A 19,991-nucleotide genomic window follows, 5' to 3' on the forward strand; every position below is an offset into this window, starting at 1 on the left:
GCGGGCGCGTAGTTCGACCCGCCGGATTTTGCCCGAGATCGTCTTGGGCAGTTCCGGGAGGAATTCTATCTCGCGCGGATACTTGTATGGGGCTGTCACCCGTTTGCAGTGTTCCTGCAATTCATGGCGCATTTCGTCGCACGGGCGGTAATTCTTTCGTAAGACGACAAACGCTCGCACGATCGAACCGCGCATTTCATCCGGTCGAGCGACGACCGCCGCCTCAAGAACGGCGGGATGTTCGATGAGGGCGCTTTCCACTTCGAATGGTCCGATGCGATAGCCGGAGCTCTTGATTACATCATCGCTGCGCCCGACGAACCAGTAGCGACCATCGGCATCGCACACGGCCCGGTCGCTGGTGAGATACCAATCGCCCCGGAAACGCGCCGCGTTTTCATCGGGCCGCTGCCAGTATTCGCGGAATATTCCGACGGGCCGGTGCGGGGCCACGCGCACGGCGATCTCGCCTTCCTCGCCGGAAGGGACTGGGTGCAAATCCTCGTCGAGCAACGCTATTTCATAACCCGGCACCGGCCGGCCCATCGAACCCGGTTGCACTTCATCGCCGCGCGTGCGCAGGTTGGCGATGATGACGATCGTCTCCGTTTGGCCGTAACCTTCGTAGATGGTCAATCCGGTCGCGGCCTTCCAGGTATCGATGACTTCTGGATTCAGCGGTTCACCGGCGCTCACGCAGTGGCGGAGGCGCGGGAAGCGAAAAGCACCGAGGTCTTCACGCACGAGCAAGCGGAGCGCGGTGGGCGGCGCGCACCAGGTGGTGATGGGATAGCGGGCGAGCGTCTGCAACGCGGCGGTGGGATCGAACTTCCCTCGCGCATCGATGCTGAAGATGCACGACCCCATATGCCACGGCCCGAAAAGGCTCGACCATGCGGCCTTGGCCCAGCCGGTGTCGGCCATGTTCCAGTGGACATCTTGCGGTTGGCAACAGAGCCACTGTTCACCAGTGAGGCGATGGCCGAGGCCATAGCTCTCCTGGGTGTGCAGCACCATCTTCGGCGGACCGGTGGTGCCACTCGTAAAAAAGATCAGGCCCGGATCCGTGGCCAGCGTCGATTCGGGATAAAAGTCGGGCACCACCTTGTCCAGATCGCGTTCGACTTCTTCGACGAGGAGGGCGATGCCTTTGAAGGAGCCCATCTTGCCCGCGCCTTCCGCATCGGTGAGCACCGCCTTGATTCCCGCTGTCTCCACGCGATAGGCGATATCTTTTGAGGTTAGCAGGACCGTGCTCGGGATCGGCACTGCTCCGAGGCGGATGAGGCCGAGCATGCCGATCCACCACATCGGGATGCGCGGCAGCATCACGAGAACCCGATCGCCACGACGAATGCCGGCTTGGTGGAAGAGGTGGGTGGCGCGCCGGAACTGGTCGTTGAGCTCGGCAAAACTATATTTCCGTTCGCCTCCCGCATCATCCACACACCACAGCGCGATATCGTGCGGACGCAACTGCGCCCAACGCCTGACAACGTCGTGAGCGAAATTAAATGCGGGCTCAGCTTGCGCGCCCATATGGTGCAACCTAAGTTCGGAAGCGGATATTCGCAATGGACACTCTCGCACAACGTCTTGCGGAATACGCTGCGGGGCTGGAGTTTTCCCGGCTTCCGCCCGCGGTGGTGCACGAAGTCAAAAGACGCGTCATTGATTCGATCGGCTGCGCCTTGGGAGCTTGGGATGCGGAACCGTGCGTGATCGCACGCCGGGTAGTCTCACGATATGGCGCCGCGCGAGGAGCCGCATTGTGGGGCACAACCCATCGTGCTCCGCCCGATTGGGCAGCCTTCGCGAATGGTTGTCTCGTTCGCTATCTCGACTTTAACGATACCTATCTTTCCAAAGAGCCGGCGCATCCGAGTGATAACATTCCCCCCATGCTTGCGGTGGCCGAAGAGATCGGTGCAACCGGGCGGGATTTGATTGTGGCCATCGTGCTCGGCTACGAGATTCAGTGCCGTTTGTGCGACACGGCGAGTTTGCGCGCGCGTGGTTGGGATCATGTCACCTATGTCGCATTTTCCAGTGCGCTTGGGGCGGCGCGCCTTCTCCGCCTGGATACGGAAAAGACCCGGCAAGCGGTGAACATTGCTGGAGTGTCGGCGGGATCGCTGCGGCAATCGCGCGTCGGCGAACTCTCGCATTGGAAAGCGGCCACAGTGGCACACGCGGGCCGGCGGGGTGTTTTTGCCGCGCTGCTCGCGGGTGAGGGGATGACTGGCCCCGCGCCGATCTTCGAAGGGGCGATGGGGTTTGAAAAATTGGTGAGCCAAACGCCGTTGGAAGCAGTCGTTCTTGAACAAGGCGATTTCATGATCACCAAAACGAGCATCAAGGCCTGGCCCGCGGAATATCACAGCCAGAGCGCGATTACCGCGGCGCTGCGCTTGCGGCCGTCGATTGAGGATACCGAACAGATCGAATCCATCGTTGTCCAAAGTCACGACGCGGCGGTGGACATCATCGGCAGCGAACCGGAAAAATGGCGCCCTCAGTCGCGCGAGACGGCCGATCACAGCCTGCCTTATATCGTCGCTGCGGCGCTGGCCGATGGCGAGATTACCGATCGGCAATTCTCCTCCGCGCGGTTCAACGACCCGAAACTGATCGCCCTGGTCCAACGGGTGAAAATCGAACGCGATGTTGAACTCAGCCGGCGTTACCCGGAAGCGGTGGCCAATCACGTGATCGTACATCTGCGCGACGGCCGCGTGCTTCAGGAGCAAGTGGACTACGCCCTTGGGCACGCTCGCAATCCGCTCGACGATGCGCAACTGGAGGCAAAGTTTCATGCCTTGGCGGATCGCCGCCTCGGAGCGGAGCGCGCGTCGGCCGTGCTGCAAGTGGTGTGGAATCTCGATACGCTCGCCGACGTCCGAACCCTCGCCGAAACGCTCGTCCTGCCGTGAAACGACCTCGCAAAACGACCTCGCTTCGCCGGGCCATTCGTGCTGGCTGCGTTGCCATGCCCGGCGCTTTCAACGCCGCCACCGCGCGCCTCGTGGAGCGAGCGGGTTTTGAGGCGGTCTACGTCAGTGGAGCCGGCCTGGCGAATGCGACTGTCGGCGTGCCGGATATCGGACTCCTCAGCCTCGCCGAGGTTGCGCAACTTGCCGGATACATCGCCCGTGCGGTGCGCATCCCCGCGCTGGTCGACGCGGATACCGGCTTTGGTGGCCCGGCGAATACCGCGAAAGCGGTTCGAGCGTTTGAGCGTGCGGGACTTGCCGGCATGCACCTCGAGGATCAGGTGTTCCCGAAGCGCTGCGGTCACCTGGCGGGAAAGGAGGTCGTTTCCGGCGAGGAGATGACCGCGAAACTTCGGGCCGCGGTCGAGGCGCGAACCGATCCGGACTTTTTGATCATCGCACGGACGGATGCCCGTGCAGTGGAAGGATTCGACCAGGCCGTAAAACGCGCGAAAGGCTATCTCGATGCCGGCGCCGACGGTATTTTCCCCGAGGCGCTCGAAACGCCGCGTGAGTTTCGCGAGTTTGCCAAAAAAGTCCGGGCGCCGCTCATGGCCAACATCACGGAATTTGGGCGCAGCCCGTTGCTCAGCGTGCGGCAACTGGCGAAGATGGGATACCGCATGGTGCTCTTCCCGCTCACCGCCTTTCGCGTGTCGATGCAGGCTGCCGAGGAATGTCTGCGTGATCTCCGCCGTCGTGGCACGCAGCGTTCGTGGATCGACCGAATGCAGACCCGCGCGGAACTGTACGAATTACTTGGCTACGACCCGATTTCGGGCGACTTTTCCCGAGGAGACTAAACAATGAGCACGGAAGACAAACCTGCTTACAGTCCTGGTCTTGCAGGCGTCATTGCCGGCGAGTCCGCCATTTGCTGGGTTGATCCCAATGCCGGGCTGCTTTATCGCGGGTACGATATTCACGAGCTGGCGGTGAAATCGAGCTACGAGGATATTGTCTGGTTGCTGCTGCACGGCGAATTGCCGGATATGGCGCAACTGGGGAAGATGACCTGGGAGTTGTCCGAGGAGCGCACGCTGCCGGCCCCGGTGCTGGCCATGCTGCGCACTCTGCCTCACGACACCCATCCGATGGATGCCTTACGCACCGGAGTGTCGATGCTCGCGTCATTCGATCCCGAGTTGAACGACAACTCCCACGCCGCCAATCTGCGCAAAGCCATTCGCCTGATAGCCAAAGTATGCCAGCTCATCGCCGACGGCTGGCGCATCCGGCAGGGCGACGATCCGTGTGCCGCACCGCATGATTTGACGCATGCCGGCGCTTTCCTTTTCTCGCTCAACGGCGTGCTTCCGGAGGCGTGGCTGGTCGAAATGCTCGATACCGTGCTCGTGCTCTACGCTGACCACGAGTTCAACGCCTCCACCTTTTCCGCGCGTGTCACCGCCTCGACCCTGTCCGACATCTATTCCGCCGTGACTTCCGCTATCGGTACCCTCAAGGGACCGCTCCACGGTGGCGCCAATGAGGAAGCACTGGGCGTGCTGGAAGGCATCGGATCCGCCGACCGCGTCGAGTCATGGGTAAAGGAGCGTCTCGAACGGAAGGAGAAGATCATGGGCTTCGGCCACCGCGTCTATAAAACGGGCGACTCGCGGGTGCCGGTCATGCGAGAGCTGGCGCGCAACCTCGGGGAGCGCACGGGCAAAACGCATTGGGTGCCGATCTGCGAGAAGCTCGAGGAAGTCATGACGCGCGAAAAGAATCTCTGCGCCAACGTCGACCTCTACGCCGCCGTTGTCTTTCGGCTGATGGGATTCCCGGGCGCGCTGAATCCGGCGATTTTCGCGCTGTCCCGCGTCGCCGGCTGGTGCGCGCACGTCATCGAACAGCACGACCACAATCGTCTCATTCGGCCGCGCTCGCTCTATACCGGCCCCGTCGCGCGCAAAATCAAGGAGTGAGCGGTGCTCAATCCCGACGACGGTGTCTGCGCTGCAGACCGAGGAGCAGCCCCAGGCCACCGAGCAGCGAGACAAGGCTGCCGGGTTCGGGGATGACGCTGAAGGAGAGATCGTAGCTGTCGCCCACTTGCGTAATGTTGGCCTTCCAATTTGTCGTGTCGTAGCCGGTGATGCCGGCGAAGGCGAATCCCGTCGTGCTCACGTTTTGAAATACGACGTAGGTGCTCGAGTAGTCGATGGAGCCGTTGATGGCCAGGGTCACGTTGCCGGAGCCGGACAGCCAATCCGAGGCGGTGCCGCCAAAGATCACGCTGTCGGAACTTCCGGCGGAGGCGACGTCGAGCCGAAGGGTGGATCCGCTGTCGAAATTCAGTTTAGTGCCGGTGGCGAGGGTCAGGGTAATCGGTGCAATGTTAGTGTCACCGGGGGACAGGATACCGGCGACATCAATCGCATTGCCGGACGTGGCGCCGGTGGTGATGGAGCCGCCGCTGGCTCCCGAGGCGAGCGTCGCGCCGCTCGCAACATTCACGGCGGTAGTTCCGTTCAGGGATCCGCTCACGACGACTTCGCCGCGGCTGATCGTCGTCGCACCGGTGTAGGTGTTGACGTTGGAGAGGATTAGGGTGCCCGCGCCGCCTTTCACCAGCGCTCCGCCGGGGAGGCTGCTGCTAATGACCCCGCTGATGGTCGCGGTATTGGCACTTGCGGCATTCACATTAATCGTGCGCGTCGAGCCATTGAGGTCGATCGCATTCTGAAAATTCAACGTGTTATTGGCCGTACTCTCATTGAGCACCAGGCTTCCGGGATTGAAGTTCGCGCTGCCCCAGGTAAGCGCGGTCGGAGAACCGACTCCGCCGAGAGCGACAGTCACGGCGCCGCCGTTGGCACTGAATCCGCTCAGCCCGCCCGTGATTTGTACGTTGCCGCTAGCCGAGCCCAAGGTGCGGGTAAACGTGGCCGCGCTGGTTTCGAAAACGCCATTGTTCAACACCAGCAGGCTCGTGGTCGGCAGGCCGGTGCCGTCGACGGCGCGAAACACGCCTCCGTCGATTGCCGTGTTACCGGTATAGGGATTCGCGGCTGTAAAAACCAGGGTCCCCGGGCCGTCCTTGGTCACGGCCATGTTGTTGGTGCTGACGCCCACGGTTGCTGAAATGGTCAATGTTCCAGTCCCGAACTGATGGATAATCTCTTCGCGTCCACCCGAGGCAGTAATGCCGACCAGTCCGTTTTGAATCGTGAAGTCGTTGGCGCCCGTGACCAACAACGCTCCACCCAAGGCCGTCGTGGTGTTCCCGTTGAGATCCAGGACACCCGACCCAGCACTCGTATCGAGTTGAAGCGAGACCATCCGATGATTTCCGTTGGTCAGCGTCAGCGTATTGCCCGAATAGCCCGCATCACCCACCTTGGTCACAAAGTTCGATGACGATCCGTCGCTCGTGGTCTGGAGTGTGCCTGCGGCCGTGTAGCGCACGACGTTGTTGTTTACGACTGTGGGCGAGGCCGGTCCCGCCGCTATCCGTCACGGTCGCATAGGTGATAATACCGCTGGTCACCGTCTGACTGGCGGCAGAGGCAATCGGTTGCGAAGTCAGCGTCGTATTGGGGGACGATAGGTCAATATTCAACGTGCTGCCCGTGGCGCGGGTCCACGTATTTCCGAGGGTCAAAGTCATACCGCCACTTCCCCCGGTGGAACTCAACTTAATCGCGCCATTGGTATTCGTAACCAGGGTCAGATTTCCCATCGTCTGCGTACTCGTGACATTGTTCGTGCCATTGATCTGCAATGCACCGCCGGCGAGAGTGGGAATACTCGTGGACACAAAAGAGCCGCCCGCATTCATGTCGAGCGTAAGCGTGCCGCCGTTGACGGTCGTGGCGCCGGTATAGGTTTGAGGGCCAGTCAGAGTGAGCCCGCCGGGACCGTTTTTGGTGAGCGCCTGGTTGGTGGCCACCGTGCCTGTGTCGCCGGCCATGGTCAGATTCGCCGCCGCATTTGTGACGTCGATGATCGCGTTGGTGTTTACGCTGAGCGTGAAGGCGCGATCCGTGCTGACGGTCGTGCCGGTATATTGCAGCGTGGGGTTGAAGCCACTCAACGAGGTAAAAATGAGATTCGTCGCCGCATTGCTGGATGCGCCAATGCTACTGTTGGATCCTCCGTTCGCCAGCGTGCTCACGCGAAGGGTGTTACCTTTGATCGTCGTCGTGCCGGTGTAGGAATTGTTGGGATTCGAGAGCGTTGTGATGCCACCAGCGGCACTACCGATGATCAAGCTGCCCGCTGTTCCGGGGCCGCCGCTGGCGTTGGCGATAACGCCGCTGATGATCGTGTTGCCGGCACCGGCAATAGTCCAGGTTCTACCGATGGCAGTTGATTCGGATAAATAAACATTGCCTGCCAGGGTCAAGGTGCCACCGGTAATGCTGCTGTTCAGCTGGCGATTGCCCAGATCGATCGTCCAGCTTCCGTTGAAGGTAATGCTGTTTGTCCCACTCACCGTCGCAGTCCCTTGGTTGTCAACGTTGTTGGAAAGAACCAGATTTGCCACCCCCGACTGGAGGACGCCGCCGTAAAAATCAAACTGCCCTCCCGCCAAACCACCGTTATTGGAATTATTCAGAATGACGGTCTCGCCGTTATTATTCATCCTCGTTATTCCCGTGGCACTGCTGTTGGTGCCGGAGAATACCACGGTGGTTGCGGCATTAATTAGAGTGGTTCCGCTGTAGTTGTTTGCTCCACTCAATGTCCACGCTCCGGCAGACGCCGAAATGGTCAGCGACAGCGCTCCCGCGCCATCCAGGAGGTTCCCGGAAATCGTATTCGACCCGGTGCCTGCGCCATTGAGGGTCAACGTGCCAGTCACCGCCTGAGTGATGTTGCCACCAAAAGCGAGCGAATCGCCTGCGCCAGTCACGGCGTTGGTGAATGTGTAAGCGCCTTCGAGCGTCAGGGGCGCATTGATCGTCTCGGTCAAGCCCGTGGTCGTCATGGTACTCAGGATCTGGATCGAACCACCACTGGTCAACGTGAGCGCATTGCCGCTTGGGCTGCCGATAAAGAACGCGCCGGCGCTGGTGTCAAAGGTGATACCCTTGATGTTGCGGGTCGGATCAATCACCAGCGCATTGGTCAAAGAGTCCCCCGCGCCCACAATCGGAGCGACGTTGAATGTCGCGATATCGGCATTGTTCGTTGTGCCAAGAGCTCCCGGCGCAATATTGCCGCCCCAGTTCGATGGATCACTCCAATTGGCGCTTGTTCCCGTGCTGCTGTAGGTTTCGCTGGCAGCGTACGTTGCAGGCAATGCGAGAAGGGCGGTGATCGAGCCGGCGAGGACGAGATGAACCGGAGTGCGGCGCAGGATGCTGGAGAGGATCGGACGAAGGGCTTTCATGGGGCAAATGTCTGGCGGGGGCGCGCGCAGGCGGGCGCTGAAATATGGGTGGCAGCTTATTCGTGTAATCACTCCTCTCGCTATTGTCCGAACGGCCAATAGCTGCGAAGCTGGGATACTGCTCTGTTGGCTGCACAATGACCCCGCGCAATTCCATCCGCCTCCTTTTGGTAGACGACCATTTCGTGGTGCGCTCCGGGTTGGCGATGCTGCTCGCCCAGCAGGACGACTTCGCGGTGGTCGCGGAAGCCGACGACGCCGAGCAGGCGGTGGCTCATTACCGTCAGCACCGGCCCGACGTTACGCTCATGGACGTGCGCATGCCCGGAGCCAGTGGCATAGAGGCCCTGCAGCGCATTCGCGGAGAATTTCCCGATGCCCGGGTGATCATGCTCACCACCTATGATCTCGATGAGGACGTCTTCCGCGCTCTAGAAGCCGGCGCCGTCGGGTATCTGCTGAAATCAGTGCGGCATGCCGAGCTTTTCGCCGCGGTGCGCAAGGTGCATGCGGGGGAACGTTGTGTGCCGCAATCGTTGGAAACGCGCTGCAAAAACGGAGCGCTGCGTTCCCGGTTGTCCCCGCGTGAAGTGGAGACACTCGATTTGCTGGCCCGCGGATTTTCCAACCGGGAAATCGGTTCCGCGCTGGGCGTGACTGAACGCACGGCCAAGGCGCACGTGCAGGCGATCCTCGTTAAGTTGGAAGCGGCCGATCGCGCGGAGGCGGTCGACGCCGCCTACAAGCGCGGACTGCTGCGCGCGGATTACAAATAATCGGCTGGGAATCTTAGAGACTGTGAAATAAAGCGGCAGTGAGGTCTCAGGCCCGCGAATCACACAGATGACGCCAATGAAAAACGCTCCATTCGTGTCATTCGCGTGATTCGCGGGCACTTTTTCACAGTCTCTTAGGCGTCTGCCACCACCGAATCCGCGATCTCGATCGGGACTGTCACTGAGATGCGGGTGCCTTTGCCGGGGGCGCTGGAGACTTCGAAAATGCCGCCGAGTCGTTTCACGCGCTCACGCATGCCCTGAATGCCGAAGTGGCCTTCGCGCGGCGTGGCCATCTGCGCGGTATCGAATCCGCGGCCATCGTCTTCCACCGTGAGACGCAAGGTGTCTCCGGCGAAAACCAATCGCAAAAAGATGGAACGCGGTTCGCCGTGCTTGAGCGCGTTGGTCATGGCTTCCTGGGCGAGGAGCAATAGGTTTCCAGCGATGAGATCGGGCAGATCCTGCGAGGTGCCATCGGTTTCGACGGCGACGATGAGATTGCTCTGCCCGGAAAGACGGTCGGCGCTGGCTTGCAGCGCTTCGGCCAGGGTGTGACCCTCGAGCGCATCGGCGCGAAGATTCCACACCGAGCGCCGCACATCCTCGCGCACGCCGGAGAGGAGATGACGCACCCGCTCCAGGTTCTCCGAGTTGTCCTGCGCCTTGGTGTGCTGCACCACCATGGTTTCCACGCGAAAAGCGATGCCGGTTAATCCTTGCTCGAGCGTGTCGTGCAAGTCTGCGGCCAGTCGCTGGCGTTCGCGCAGGGTGGCCTCGAATTCGACCGCCGCTTCGCGCCGCGCGCGCATCTCGTCCGCGAGTTGCACGCTGCGCTGCTCCACCTTGCGACGCAGCAGCCAGTTCCATCCGAGAGTGATCGCCAGCACGGCGACGATCCCGCCGAGCAGCAGCCAGAGGCGCTGCGCCGTCCACCAAGGGGCGGCCTCGATCACGGTGACATCGGCGGGCGTGGGAATGAGAAAATTGAAATTCACCGGGCGCGGGTGCTCCAAAGCCGGCCAGCTCGAAGCGAGATCCACGCGGATGATCCCCACGACGCGGAGAATGCTTCCCGGCTCGAAACGAGTGAGCACGTCCGGCGGTGTGGTGCGGCTGAAGGAAACCGCCACCAATCGATTCTCGCTGCTGAGCAACAGTCGCGGTGTTTCTTTGTCGCCCGTATCGATTTTCTCCAGGCGACCCTCCATCGTGGCCAGCAGGCCGTCCACATCCGTGGCGTCGGTCACACTTCGGCCTTCCACGGATCTGCCCAGGACGAGTCGCCGATCCACGGGAATGGGCGCAGGTAGCGTTGCCGTACCGACCTTCCGCACCACGGCCGAATGAATCATTCCGAAATGCTCTTTCATTTGCACGAATCCGGCGACGTCCACGCGGTCGCCCGGGGTGAGCGGTGTGCGGTCGTTGGTCTCCACGAATACCCCGCGGCCGCCGTCCTGAATGAAAAAGGATAGTCCCGGTCCCGGACCGGGCCACACGAGGGTGACCGTGCCGGTGCAGCGACGGCGATGCAGGGTCGAGCCTTCGCGGGAAAACGGCTGGATTTCGGAAAGCTTCAGCGCGGGCACCGAAAACGGGTCTTCCGGTCCGTGATCGATGACGTGAATATCGTCGAGGTTCTCGACATTGACGCGCGCGCCGACCAACTCACCGCGGCTGTTCCAGTTGACAAACATCACGCCGGTGGCTTCGACCTCCGCGTCCGACAGACGGGCGAGGTCGGCTGAAGAATCCAGTCGATTGATGAGCACGCGGACGCGTCCGCCGTGTGACACCAACTCGCACCAGGCTCTTTGCGATTCGGTGGGCGTTTCTTCGGTGAATTGTACGACACCGCGCACGCGCACGCGCTGGCAATCCCACTTGCCGTCCAGCAATTCGGAAATGGGCAGCGGAGTCGCTTCCGGCAGAGGCGCCTTGTCGACGATCCGGATGTGCCGAGGATAGACGACCGGCGCATAGTCGCCGGCGCCGGTGACGCCATCCATCTCGATGACACTGCCCGGAGGGAGCGATCCCGGCCATGACCAACCGGACGGGATGAGTCCTTTCGCCCGCGCAAACTCTCCGCGCTCGACATAAGTTCCCTCACCGCCGGTTTGAACTACGAACGCCGTGTTTTCTTTCGGATAACTAAACGTCACCACGCCACGGATCTGCACCGGCAGACGCTGAGCGGCGACGTCTCGAGGGAGGCTGCGAATGGCCGCGCAATCCAGCAGCGGCACTTCCTGGGCACTGACGCAGCAGGCGGCGGCGAGCGTGAGCACGAGCCACAGCTTGAATGAATGGGGGATCACGATGAAGACAATGCGCGACGGAACGGACTCTCGCAAGAGGCAGGGCAATAGGGCGTAGCATCCATTCCAGAAACCGGGGTGCTACAGGCCGGGACGGAAGAATTTCAAAGCGCCATTCACCGGGTCGATGGCGATGGTGGTAAAATCGGTGGGCGGTTGGGTGAGGCCATCTCCCAGAACTTCATCGTGCACCGTCAGAAACCACGTGTTTGTCGGGAGGAGATCCGTGGAGCCGTCGGGACGGAAGCGAATCGTCGCGTATTGGTAATTGGTCCCGGTGCGCGGCAGTGGGGTGGTGCCGTTGACGATGGTGCGCTTCGACGAATCGAGGAGGGAAGACAACGTCGGCGAGGCATCGACGATCATCGTGTTTGGCAATAACTGGACCCGATCCACCGGCGAGGTCACCCGGGAATTGATGACCTCCATGATTTGCACGGCACGATAACTCGTCGTGGAGTTTGGAATCTCGGGATCGGAAAATTTATAGAAACGCACCTCGACGAGGCGATTGCGACCGATCGCCGTCTGGCGCGCGATGGCGAGTTGGTCGCCAATGATCTGCGTCGCCTGGGTGAGCCTCGAGCCGCGGCTGACATTGACGACCGCAGGTACGGCGAATGCCGCGATGATCCCGATGATGAAGACCACCACGAGCAGTTCGATCAGGCTGAAACCGCGTTGTGTTGGGCGAGTCATGGATTAAACCGCCGCGTGCCGGTGATGCGGAATTTGTAGTATTGGTCGATGTTCAGCGCGGAATTGGAAGGATCCTGCACGGTCAATCGGGCAAAGTCGGGCAGGGAAGGATCGTTCGGATCGATGTAACGTTCCAGCGTGGTGCTGCCCCGGTATTCACCGAGGATGGCGTCGGTTTGGCCGGCCGTGGGTCCATTGGGGTCGACAAAGACTCCCGCCGCGGCATGGGAGGACGATTGTTGCAACGCCTGGACATAGACGTGAACGGTGTAGGTGTTCGATTTGGTGGTCAGCCGTGGATAAAGATCCACGTAAGGCTTCTCGCGCAAGTTATCGCCGGTGAGCTTATTGCTGTTCCAGAAGCTGGTCATGCTGGACTGGCTTTGGCCGTGCGGGATGAGGTTCAACTCACAAATCTCCGTGGCCGATTTGTAGATATCGCTATTGGAGAACTTCGTGTCGCAGGCCTGCAACGTAGTTGGGATGTCGATCGTCTGCCGGCGGTCAGGCATGCTCGGCGTGATCTGGGAGCCGTGGTCGCGTGCGCTGGGTTTGTAGGTGCCGGCGTCGCTGGTGGGGATGGCCAGGAACTTGGTCGATTTCATCACCGCGTTCAGTCCCGTCTGGCGCTTGATGTAGGTAAAGGGAAGGATCTGGTAGTTGAGATTGATCTTACCCGCCGTGGAAAAAGGCTGGCTGATCGCATAAGGCTCGACCACCGGCATCCAGAACAAGTCTGCGATGAGATGATCCTTGGGCGAGGCATTGCCTGGGTGAGTTGTGTCCTCAGGTGTTGGATGGAAGAGCAGAGTCTGCCAGGGCAGGTCCCGCTGCACGCCGGTGGGGATCGACCCGAACATCAGCGGCGATGGGGCCTGCCGATCCGGCGAGAAATAAGGGGCGCCGGGTGGGGCGCCGTCAAAGATGCTGCCCAGAAGATAAGGGTACCGTGTAATGGTCTGATCCAGGGTGTGACAGATCAACCGTGCATCGCCCTCATCCGGCTTGTTCATGTAAGCGCCGTCCGGCATATTTCCAATACCGGAATCCCAATCGCCGGGGCCGCCGTCCTTTCGGGTGACACCATTGGTCACGCGGCTGGGAACGTAGGGCGGATTCAGAGTGTTTGCCCTCCAACCGGCGCCGGTCAGGTATTGGTAGCTACCGAGGGGGGCTAAATTACCTAACGACCCTCCAGTATAGAAGTTCTGAAAGCTGCTGCGGACACCAGAGGTGATGAGCCCATGGGCAAACTGGGTGGGTTTATTGACGGGATCAGCAGCGATGTAATTGTTGTGGGCTCGATAACGCGAACTCGGGACTACCTGTAAAGGAGCGATCATCCGGTAATCGCCCGCCGTGGAGTCTGCGCCGGGCAACGGATCGGCGTTGTTACCCGCGCCCCCCGGTTGTAGGCCGACCACGGTATCGTTAGCGGTGATGAGGACGGATTTGATTCCGTTACCCGTGCCGCCGGCGACTTGCAAGGGAGAACCGGTCATCCGGGCCGCGTTAAAATCATAGGTAGCGGAGCCGCTGGTCGTCGCGTTGGGCATAAAAAAAGTGCCCTGCGGGAAGTTGAGGGTAATCTTCTGCACTACCACCGACGGGGTGGAGTCGCCGGGGATCGGTTGGGTGGAGATGACGATGGTGACGTCTCCGTGCTCAGCTCTCGACGGATCCGACGAAAAGACAAACGAACGCGCGCCGGTGACTTTGGTGGGGGGAGTAAAAGTGACGTCGGTGCTTGAGAAAAAGGGGTAATTTCCCGGGGTGCTACCGCCGGAAGTGAACAGCCCCTTGATACTGGAATCATAGGGCCACCCCGAAGCAAAGAGATGCCCCCCCAAGGCGTAAAGACCTTCGGCTGGACCTTCCACGCCGCCAAGGCCCCGCCCTTCCTGTGTTTGAAAGTCACTGAGTTGAATGAAGTTCGTGCCGCTCGCCGGCAGGTTGAGCGGCTGGAAGGTTCCGCCGGGGGTAGGTTGGACCACAAACTGGTCCAGGCCGGTGACGGAGAATTTCAAGCTCGACCGCATGCCCGCCATTCCTTGCATGGGAGACGCAAACTGCAGGAGAAGCATTGCGCGGAATTTATCGGTCAGACCCGCACTCGTCTTGTGCGTGCCGTAAAAGAGCAGGTCTGCCTCCACGACAGTAAGACAGCGCCCGACTCCCATCGTCGGACCGATTTTGATCGGGACGACTTCGCCGGCTCCCATTGGGAAAAGGTCCGGCACGTCGTTGCTCATCGAAAAGGGGGCGGTCGGATCGAGCCGCGGATCGCTCGGCGGGACGGTGACTTCGTAGAGCGGAGTGAATGGCACCGCATCCGTGGCGGAATTGGCTGGAGTGCTCGTTTCGCTGTCGGCGAGATTGATGCAGCGAATGTAATCGAAGATGAGGGTGAGAATCTGGTCGCGCTCTGCGGTGGAGTATTTCGAGGCGAAATTGCCGCCAAAACCGGGAATGCTTTTCGACGTCAACGCCTGTAGATATTGATACAAAGTCTGATTGCGCGGGATCTTGTCGTAATCGTCGGTATCGCTGCGCGCGTTCATCCGCGTGAAGTAGTAACCCTGTCCGCCGATGGTGCCGCAAAACTGGGCGAGTTTGTCGTAGGCGGTGAGATTTTTTCCGGCGGTGGGATCCCATGTCGGCCAGATGGAGATGCGCGGCGTATTGAATAGTGTGACCTCCGGCGCATTGCTACCGGCGGTGAGAAAGAATTTGGTCTTCTCCAGGACGTTCTTCGTGATCACGGTCGGAATCGTGGAAGATCCACTGGTCGTGGGATTGGTCACCCGCGAGTCGCCAGCGAGTTGCGGCGCAAACATGAGTTCATCGACCGAAGCATAGAGACGGTCGGTATCCGGGACCAGCGGAGTGAACCCAGTTACTCCCGGCGGAGTGGATAAGACCGTTCCCGAGTTGGACCCTCCCTGGGCGACTTTCGGCGCGATCGCGTAATAGGGAGCGAATTGATTCACATTCGATTTGGTGACGAGGGTGGGAATCGTCAGGCCGAAGTTGCCAAAGATCGGGCTGAGGCTGGTCGTGGCCGGATGGCCGGGATAACGCTGGAATTCCTTTTGCGACGGCTGACAGATGGCCAGGCCAGGGGTGAAGCTGCTCTGCGCTCCCACCCAGGAATCACTGCCGAGGACGCCGTAATCCGCTGCCGAGAAGACGTGTGGCACGTCCCAATAGACACCCTCGGACGCCGTGTTGATGTTCACTTTCGAGGTATCGTCATCCGTCCAGAAGGCCATGCGGCCGGTCACGGGATTATCCTTGGTCACGCCGGGGATGGTGACAACGCCATTCTTGGCGCCGGTGGGGCTCACGATCTGGCCATTGTGCAAGACGTACAGCCACTTCACCGGCATCGGCGCAGGATTCGCCGTGGCATTGGCAGAGGCTTGCGTCGGGTCGTAGGTGGGATCGGTGGGCAGGGTGTTCAGACCCGTCGTCGGATCCGTGAAACCGGGCCGGCTCGTCAGCGAGAATCCATCGACGAGGCCCTCGGCATTAGGATCCATGATCGGATACACCGCCGAATAGGTATCGGGTTTGTTCGGATCCGGTTTGATCTTGCCGTTCGGGTCGGGGACGAGGACGGGAGCATTGAGATCCGTGTAGAGGCCGACGTTAGTGGCGTTGTCCCAGTCCGATGCCGGGCTATCGGTGCTGATACTAAATCCGTTGCCGCTGCTGACCATCTGGTCCGAGGAGTAGAGCTTGAAGTAGTTCTGCGGATTGCCTTGCGAATCGTAGGTCCGAATCATTCCCGGCTGCGAGGCCCACGCCAGGTTCGAGGTGTTGGCGTTCGAGCCTTTGGTGGCATCGACGATCTGCGCCATCACCACATTGACGGCCGATTGCGCGAGTTGTTGTGTGTTCGCTGCATCCGCATTGGTCCTGGCGAAGCGATGTTCCGAGGAGATGCCGATGAAAAACGCGACAATGATTCCGGAGATGAGAACCAAAAAGGCGAGGACGATGATGAGCGCGATAGCCCGCTGGGAGGATGATCGGGAAATCATAGAGTTACTTTCTGCTCCATTTGGCACCGCGCAGGCTGACGTTGGCGGTGAAGATGCGGTAGTTGATCTTGTGTTTGATGAGATAGGATTCCAGAGACGCATCGGAAGACGCCGTCGGGTCCTTTCTCAAGTCGGCTTCGAATTGGCTGGCCTTGACGAAAAGCCCCTCGAGTTCTGCCGTGAGGGCATTGACATCGTTTCCCGACATGCGCACAGCCGAGGCTTCGTCGATCGCCACCAAACTGACTTGCACGACCGGTGGCAGTTGGTTTTTGGGATTCAGCTCGGGATCCGCGCTCGGGTTCAAGGCCGTTGTATCGACCGTCGAATCGTAGTCGTAAGTCGGCGCGAGCTTGATGCCGGTGGGATCCTCCGCCGTCGAAAGTTTCGGCAACAAGACCATGGCGATGATATTCTCGGCGAGAACATGCGTGGGCGGGTTCGTGACGCTCAAGCCCGTCCAGGAACCACTCATGTCCGGTGTAATTGGGATTGCCGGAGGTTTCGAGTAAATCGTCAGCCGGTTCGAAGGCTGCATGTATTCCATCAGACGCCAGCGATTGCGCAGTGAAATCCGAGCGGCTTGCGGAGGCAGCGGATGGGCCAATGGCTGGAGAAAGGGAGGGATGGTGTCCTCGTTGTACTCGATGTAGTAACCCCACGTGTTCAGCAGATTTTCCAAGCCGCTGAAGTTAACCGTGTCATCCACATAGCCGGCGGGCGCTTGAAAGAAAATGGAGTGAGTGGGGCGAAGCGGATTGCTGCTGGCGAAGAGCGTCTCCGCTTTGCCGGCAATGAAGCGGAGGTCGGATTGACGGACATATTTGTCGGGCGTTCCGGTGCTCATGCCATTCGGGTAATGGTAGTCCCAGGAGGTATTGAGCGTGGCCTGGCTGAGCCGGCGGGTGATGGTTTCGAAGGCGCTGGTCGCGCTCCGGAATTGCTCGATCTTGCTCGACGTGTATTTCCAGCTGGAAGCCGTCGCGCTGGTCATCGATGCAAGGATGATCGCCAGCAAGCCGATGAGGACGACCGACAGCATCAGCTCGACGAGGGTGAAGCCTCGATGAACAGAACGGTGCGTCATGGCGTTATGATCTACTGATTTTTCGCGATCACCGCCGAATACACCGAATAGGAATTCGGGCTGGTGGTCTCGAATGGCGAAGCCCGATGCGCCGGGTTATTCGCGAACTTCACGATGACGGTGGCGAGGCTCGTGGAACTCGGGGTGCTGGTGTTAGGCAGCGGCGTGGGGGCGGTTACCGAAATCTCGGCCGTGTAGACGGAATTGTCCAACGAACTGACCTCGTTGCCCTGGTCATCGAAATAGCGATCGAAGGTGGGCGTGGCGACCAGCGTCGTGTAATCGGTCTGCTGGGCCTCGTTGATGATCCGGTGGACGATTTGCGAGCCGATCGTCGTGTCCATCGTTTGCCGGAAAGTGGTTAGGCCGACCGGCAGAAGAGCGAACAAAGAGACAAAGGCGAAGCTGACAATCCCGATGGCCAGGACGAGCTCGACGAGCGAGAAGCCCGAGCGGTGCGAGGCGCCGGAACGCCGGAGCGACATTCCGTGAGAAGGATTCGGGCGATGAAGGCGGCAGAACATTGGGGAACGGGGCTTTGAGTGAATGCATCAACATCGCGCAGGGAGTTCCCATCCGCCAATTGGCCGAACGGCCAATAGCCCCAAAAGAGGCGCCCTGCTCTCTTAGCCAACCGTGGGCGCCCGGAATCCGGAACACCTTTGGCCCCCGAGAAGATATGAAATTCCCCACCTCCCTGCGCCCCCGCCCGCTTCGCTCCTCGATCAGTCTTTGTGTGATCGGCTTGATGGGACTGGCCATCGACAGCCACCTCTCGGCCGACGTCACAATGCCCGCCATTTTCGGCGATCACATGGTGCTCCAGCGCGACATCACTGCGAACGTCTGGGGCTGGGCCACACCGGGTGAAGCCGTCACCGTGACTGCCGGGCAGGATCACGCCACTGCCACCGCCGGAAAAGACGGCAAATGGATGGTCAAACTGGCCAAACTCGCGGCGTCCTCGAAGCCGATCGAGATCACCGTCGCCGGGAAAAACCGCATCATCATCCACGACGTCCTCGTTGGCGACGTCTGGATCTGCTCGGGCCAATCCAATATGGAACTCGGCTCCAAGGCGGTGATGTCGACAGATGAGTTCAACAAGGCCGGCAATCCGCAGATTCGACTTTTTTCCGTGCCGAAATACATCGCGCCTGCACCGGCCAGGGACATCACCACCGCGCCGCAGGGCTTCCCGCTCCTCGGTACCTGGCAGGTGTGCACGCCGGATACACTTTCCAAGACCGGCGAATGGTCCGGCTTCCCTGCAGTGGGGTATTACTTTGGTAGCGAGATCCAGAAATACACGCAGCAACCGGTGGGCTTGATCGGCACCTGCTGGGGCGGCACGCGCATCAACTGCTGGACCAGTCTGCAAACGCTGCAATCCGTTCCGGCCATGGCCAGTATGGCGGCCGGCGCGGCGAAATTCCGCGATCAATACAAGGAACTCGAGGACCACTATCTGAATGTCGAGGTGCCGAAGTGGAAGGCCGACGTGGAGAAGTGGCAGCAGGACAACAAAGCGGTCATCGATAAATACAACGAAGATTACAAGGCGTGGGAGGAAGCGAACAAGGCGGCCAAAGCCGAGCGAAAACCCGGCCCGCCCCGGCCCCGGGCGCCCATTGGACCAAAGGAACCCCGCGACCCCGTTCACAACAACCAGACTTCGGCCGCACTGTTCAACGGGATGATCGCCCCGCTCATTCCTTTCGGCATCAAGGGCGCCGTTTGGTATCAGGGCGAATCCAACGCCGATAACCCCGCTTTCTACAAGATCGCTCTGCCCGCGCTGATCAATGACTGGCGCACGCAATGGGGGCAGGGAAATTTCCCCTTCATGATCGTGCAGCTTCCGAATTTTGGTAATCCGAAGCCGGAGCCCAGCGAGAGCTACTGGGCCGGCACGCGCGAAGCGCAGGCCAATGCGCTGACGGTGACCGACACGGGCCTCGCCGTGACGATCGACCTCGCCGCCGGAGGCAACCTCCATCCGGGCGATAAATTGGACGTCGGCTATCGCCTCGCCCTGGCCGCCGAACGTGTGGCCTACGGCCAGCAGAACGTCGTCTCCTCTGGGCCGGTCTATAAGAGCTTCAAGGTGGAAGGAAACAAGGTTCGCATCACCTTTGATAACCTCGGGGGCGGATTGGTCCTCGGAAATCCGCCGGAACACTTCTTCACCAATCAGCGGAAGACCGCGCCGGCGGTTCCTTCGGAGCTGAAGGGATTTGCCATCGCCGGGGCCGATCACAAGTTCGTCTGGGCGAATGCGACCATCGATGGCAACAGCGTGGTGGTCTCGAGCGACAGCGTCGCCAATCCCGTGGCGGTCCGCTACGCGTGGGCGGATAATCCAGTATGTGATCTCTACAACAAGGAAGGCCTGCCGGCGATGCCGTTCCGGACGGACGATTTCCCGCCGGGGAAGTAAGCCGTTCGGCAGAGCCGAACGATTAGTTGCAGGTTTCTAAATCAGCAGCGGGGGTCTATGATCGCCGCTATCTTTTTGGTACGGCATTTAGAAAGAAATAGGCGCTTCCCCCCGCGTGTCATTCTGAGCGGAGTGCCCCGGGTGGTGAGGTGGCGGGGCACGCAGTCGAAGAACCCCGTCGCTTTACCAGAGATCATCGCTGGTTGTTCCGCCGGGTTCTTCGACTGCGTTCCGGTCGTTACACTCCCTCCACTCCGCTCAAGAATGACACGCGGGAAGGGCGGA

The 19,991-nt window shown here is 60.4% G+C and carries 13 protein-coding genes; 5 read left to right on the forward strand and 8 right to left on the reverse strand.

Annotated features, from left to right (window positions below):
* Positions 1-1,539: AMP-binding protein (locus tag CFE428DRAFT_RS24480; protein WP_042725724.1), on the reverse strand; the 1,539-nt coding region annotated here is incomplete at its 3' end.
* A gap of 35 nt (positions 1,540-1,574) precedes the next feature.
* On the opposite strand from CFE428DRAFT_RS24480, the gene CFE428DRAFT_RS24485 reads away from it, so the two are divergent.
* From CFE428DRAFT_RS24485 to CFE428DRAFT_RS24495, 3 genes are read left to right on the forward strand one after another with little or no spacing between them, the layout of a single operon-like run.
* Positions 1,575-2,933, forward strand: coding sequence for an MmgE/PrpD family protein (locus CFE428DRAFT_RS24485; protein WP_006982364.1), 1,359 nt, complete (start codon positions 1,575-1,577; stop codon positions 2,931-2,933).
* The gene (gene prpB, locus CFE428DRAFT_RS24490) at positions 2,930-3,796 is read left to right on the forward strand and encodes a methylisocitrate lyase (protein WP_042725725.1); all 867 of its coding nucleotides are present in this window, start codon (positions 2,930-2,932) and stop codon (positions 3,794-3,796) included. The genes CFE428DRAFT_RS24485 and prpB overlap by 4 nt, the downstream gene beginning before the upstream one ends.
* A gap of 3 nt (positions 3,797-3,799) precedes the next feature.
* Positions 3,800-4,921, forward strand: coding sequence for a citrate/2-methylcitrate synthase (locus CFE428DRAFT_RS24495; protein WP_006982366.1), 1,122 nt, complete (start codon positions 3,800-3,802; stop codon positions 4,919-4,921).
* Positions 4,922-4,928: 7 nt separating this feature from the next.
* Here the strand turns inward: CFE428DRAFT_RS24495 and CFE428DRAFT_RS24500 are convergent, their stop codons facing one another.
* Complete coding sequence (locus CFE428DRAFT_RS24500; protein WP_157447617.1) at positions 4,929-6,404, reverse strand: beta strand repeat-containing protein; 1,476 nt, start codon at positions 6,402-6,404, stop codon at positions 4,929-4,931.
* Complete coding sequence (locus CFE428DRAFT_RS24505) at positions 6,328-8,334, reverse strand: beta strand repeat-containing protein (RefSeq protein ID WP_006982368.1); 2,007 nt, start codon at positions 8,332-8,334, stop codon at positions 6,328-6,330. The genes CFE428DRAFT_RS24500 and CFE428DRAFT_RS24505 overlap by 77 nt, the downstream gene beginning before the upstream one ends.
* A 137-nt stretch (positions 8,335-8,471) precedes the next feature.
* Here CFE428DRAFT_RS24505 and CFE428DRAFT_RS24510 point away from each other — a divergent pair, with 137 nt between their 5' ends.
* Positions 8,472-9,110: a response regulator transcription factor gene (locus CFE428DRAFT_RS24510; RefSeq protein WP_006982369.1), complete on the forward strand. Its 639-nt coding sequence runs from the start codon at positions 8,472-8,474 to the stop codon at positions 9,108-9,110.
* A 134-nt stretch (positions 9,111-9,244) separates the two neighbouring features.
* On the opposite strand, the gene CFE428DRAFT_RS34420 is transcribed toward CFE428DRAFT_RS24510, so the two are convergent.
* The 5 genes from CFE428DRAFT_RS34420 to vccB all read right to left on the reverse strand — a co-directional run bounded on the left by CFE428DRAFT_RS34420 (position 9,245) and on the right by vccB (position 17,751).
* Positions 9,245-11,434: an ATP-binding protein gene (locus tag CFE428DRAFT_RS34420; protein ID WP_006982370.1), complete on the reverse strand. Its 2,190-nt coding sequence runs from the start codon at positions 11,432-11,434 to the stop codon at positions 9,245-9,247.
* An 81-nt stretch (positions 11,435-11,515) separates the two neighbouring features.
* Positions 11,516-12,133, reverse strand: coding sequence for a Verru_Chthon cassette protein D (gene vccD / locus CFE428DRAFT_RS24520; protein ID WP_006982371.1), 618 nt, complete (start codon positions 12,131-12,133; stop codon positions 11,516-11,518).
* Entirely contained in the window at positions 12,130-16,179 is a 4,050-nt protein-coding gene (gene vccA, locus CFE428DRAFT_RS24525) for a Verru_Chthon cassette protein A (RefSeq protein ID WP_006982372.1), read from the reverse strand. Before vccA ends, vccD begins: the two co-directional genes overlap by 4 nt.
* A 4-nt stretch (positions 16,180-16,183) precedes the next feature.
* On the reverse strand, positions 16,184-17,266 hold the full coding sequence (gene vccC, locus CFE428DRAFT_RS24530; RefSeq protein WP_006982373.1) for a Verru_Chthon cassette protein C: 1,083 nt from the start codon (positions 17,264-17,266) through the stop codon (positions 16,184-16,186).
* Between the two features lie 11 nt (positions 17,267-17,277).
* Entirely contained in the window at positions 17,278-17,751 is a 474-nt protein-coding gene (vccB, locus tag CFE428DRAFT_RS34425; RefSeq protein WP_006982374.1) for a Verru_Chthon cassette protein B, read from the reverse strand.
* 194 nt (positions 17,752-17,945) lie between these two features.
* Here vccB and CFE428DRAFT_RS24540 point away from each other — a divergent pair, with 194 nt between their 5' ends.
* Positions 17,946-19,706 (forward strand): sialate O-acetylesterase, encoded by a 1,761-nt coding sequence (locus tag CFE428DRAFT_RS24540; RefSeq protein ID WP_006982375.1) that lies wholly within the window; start codon positions 17,946-17,948, stop codon positions 19,704-19,706.
* Positions 19,707-19,991: the final 285 nt, after the last annotated feature.

Origin of the sequence: Chthoniobacter flavus Ellin428 (genome assembly GCF_000173075.1) — a bacterium.
In the GTDB taxonomy this organism is placed as follows: domain Bacteria; phylum Verrucomicrobiota; class Verrucomicrobiia; order Chthoniobacterales; family Chthoniobacteraceae; genus Chthoniobacter; species Chthoniobacter flavus.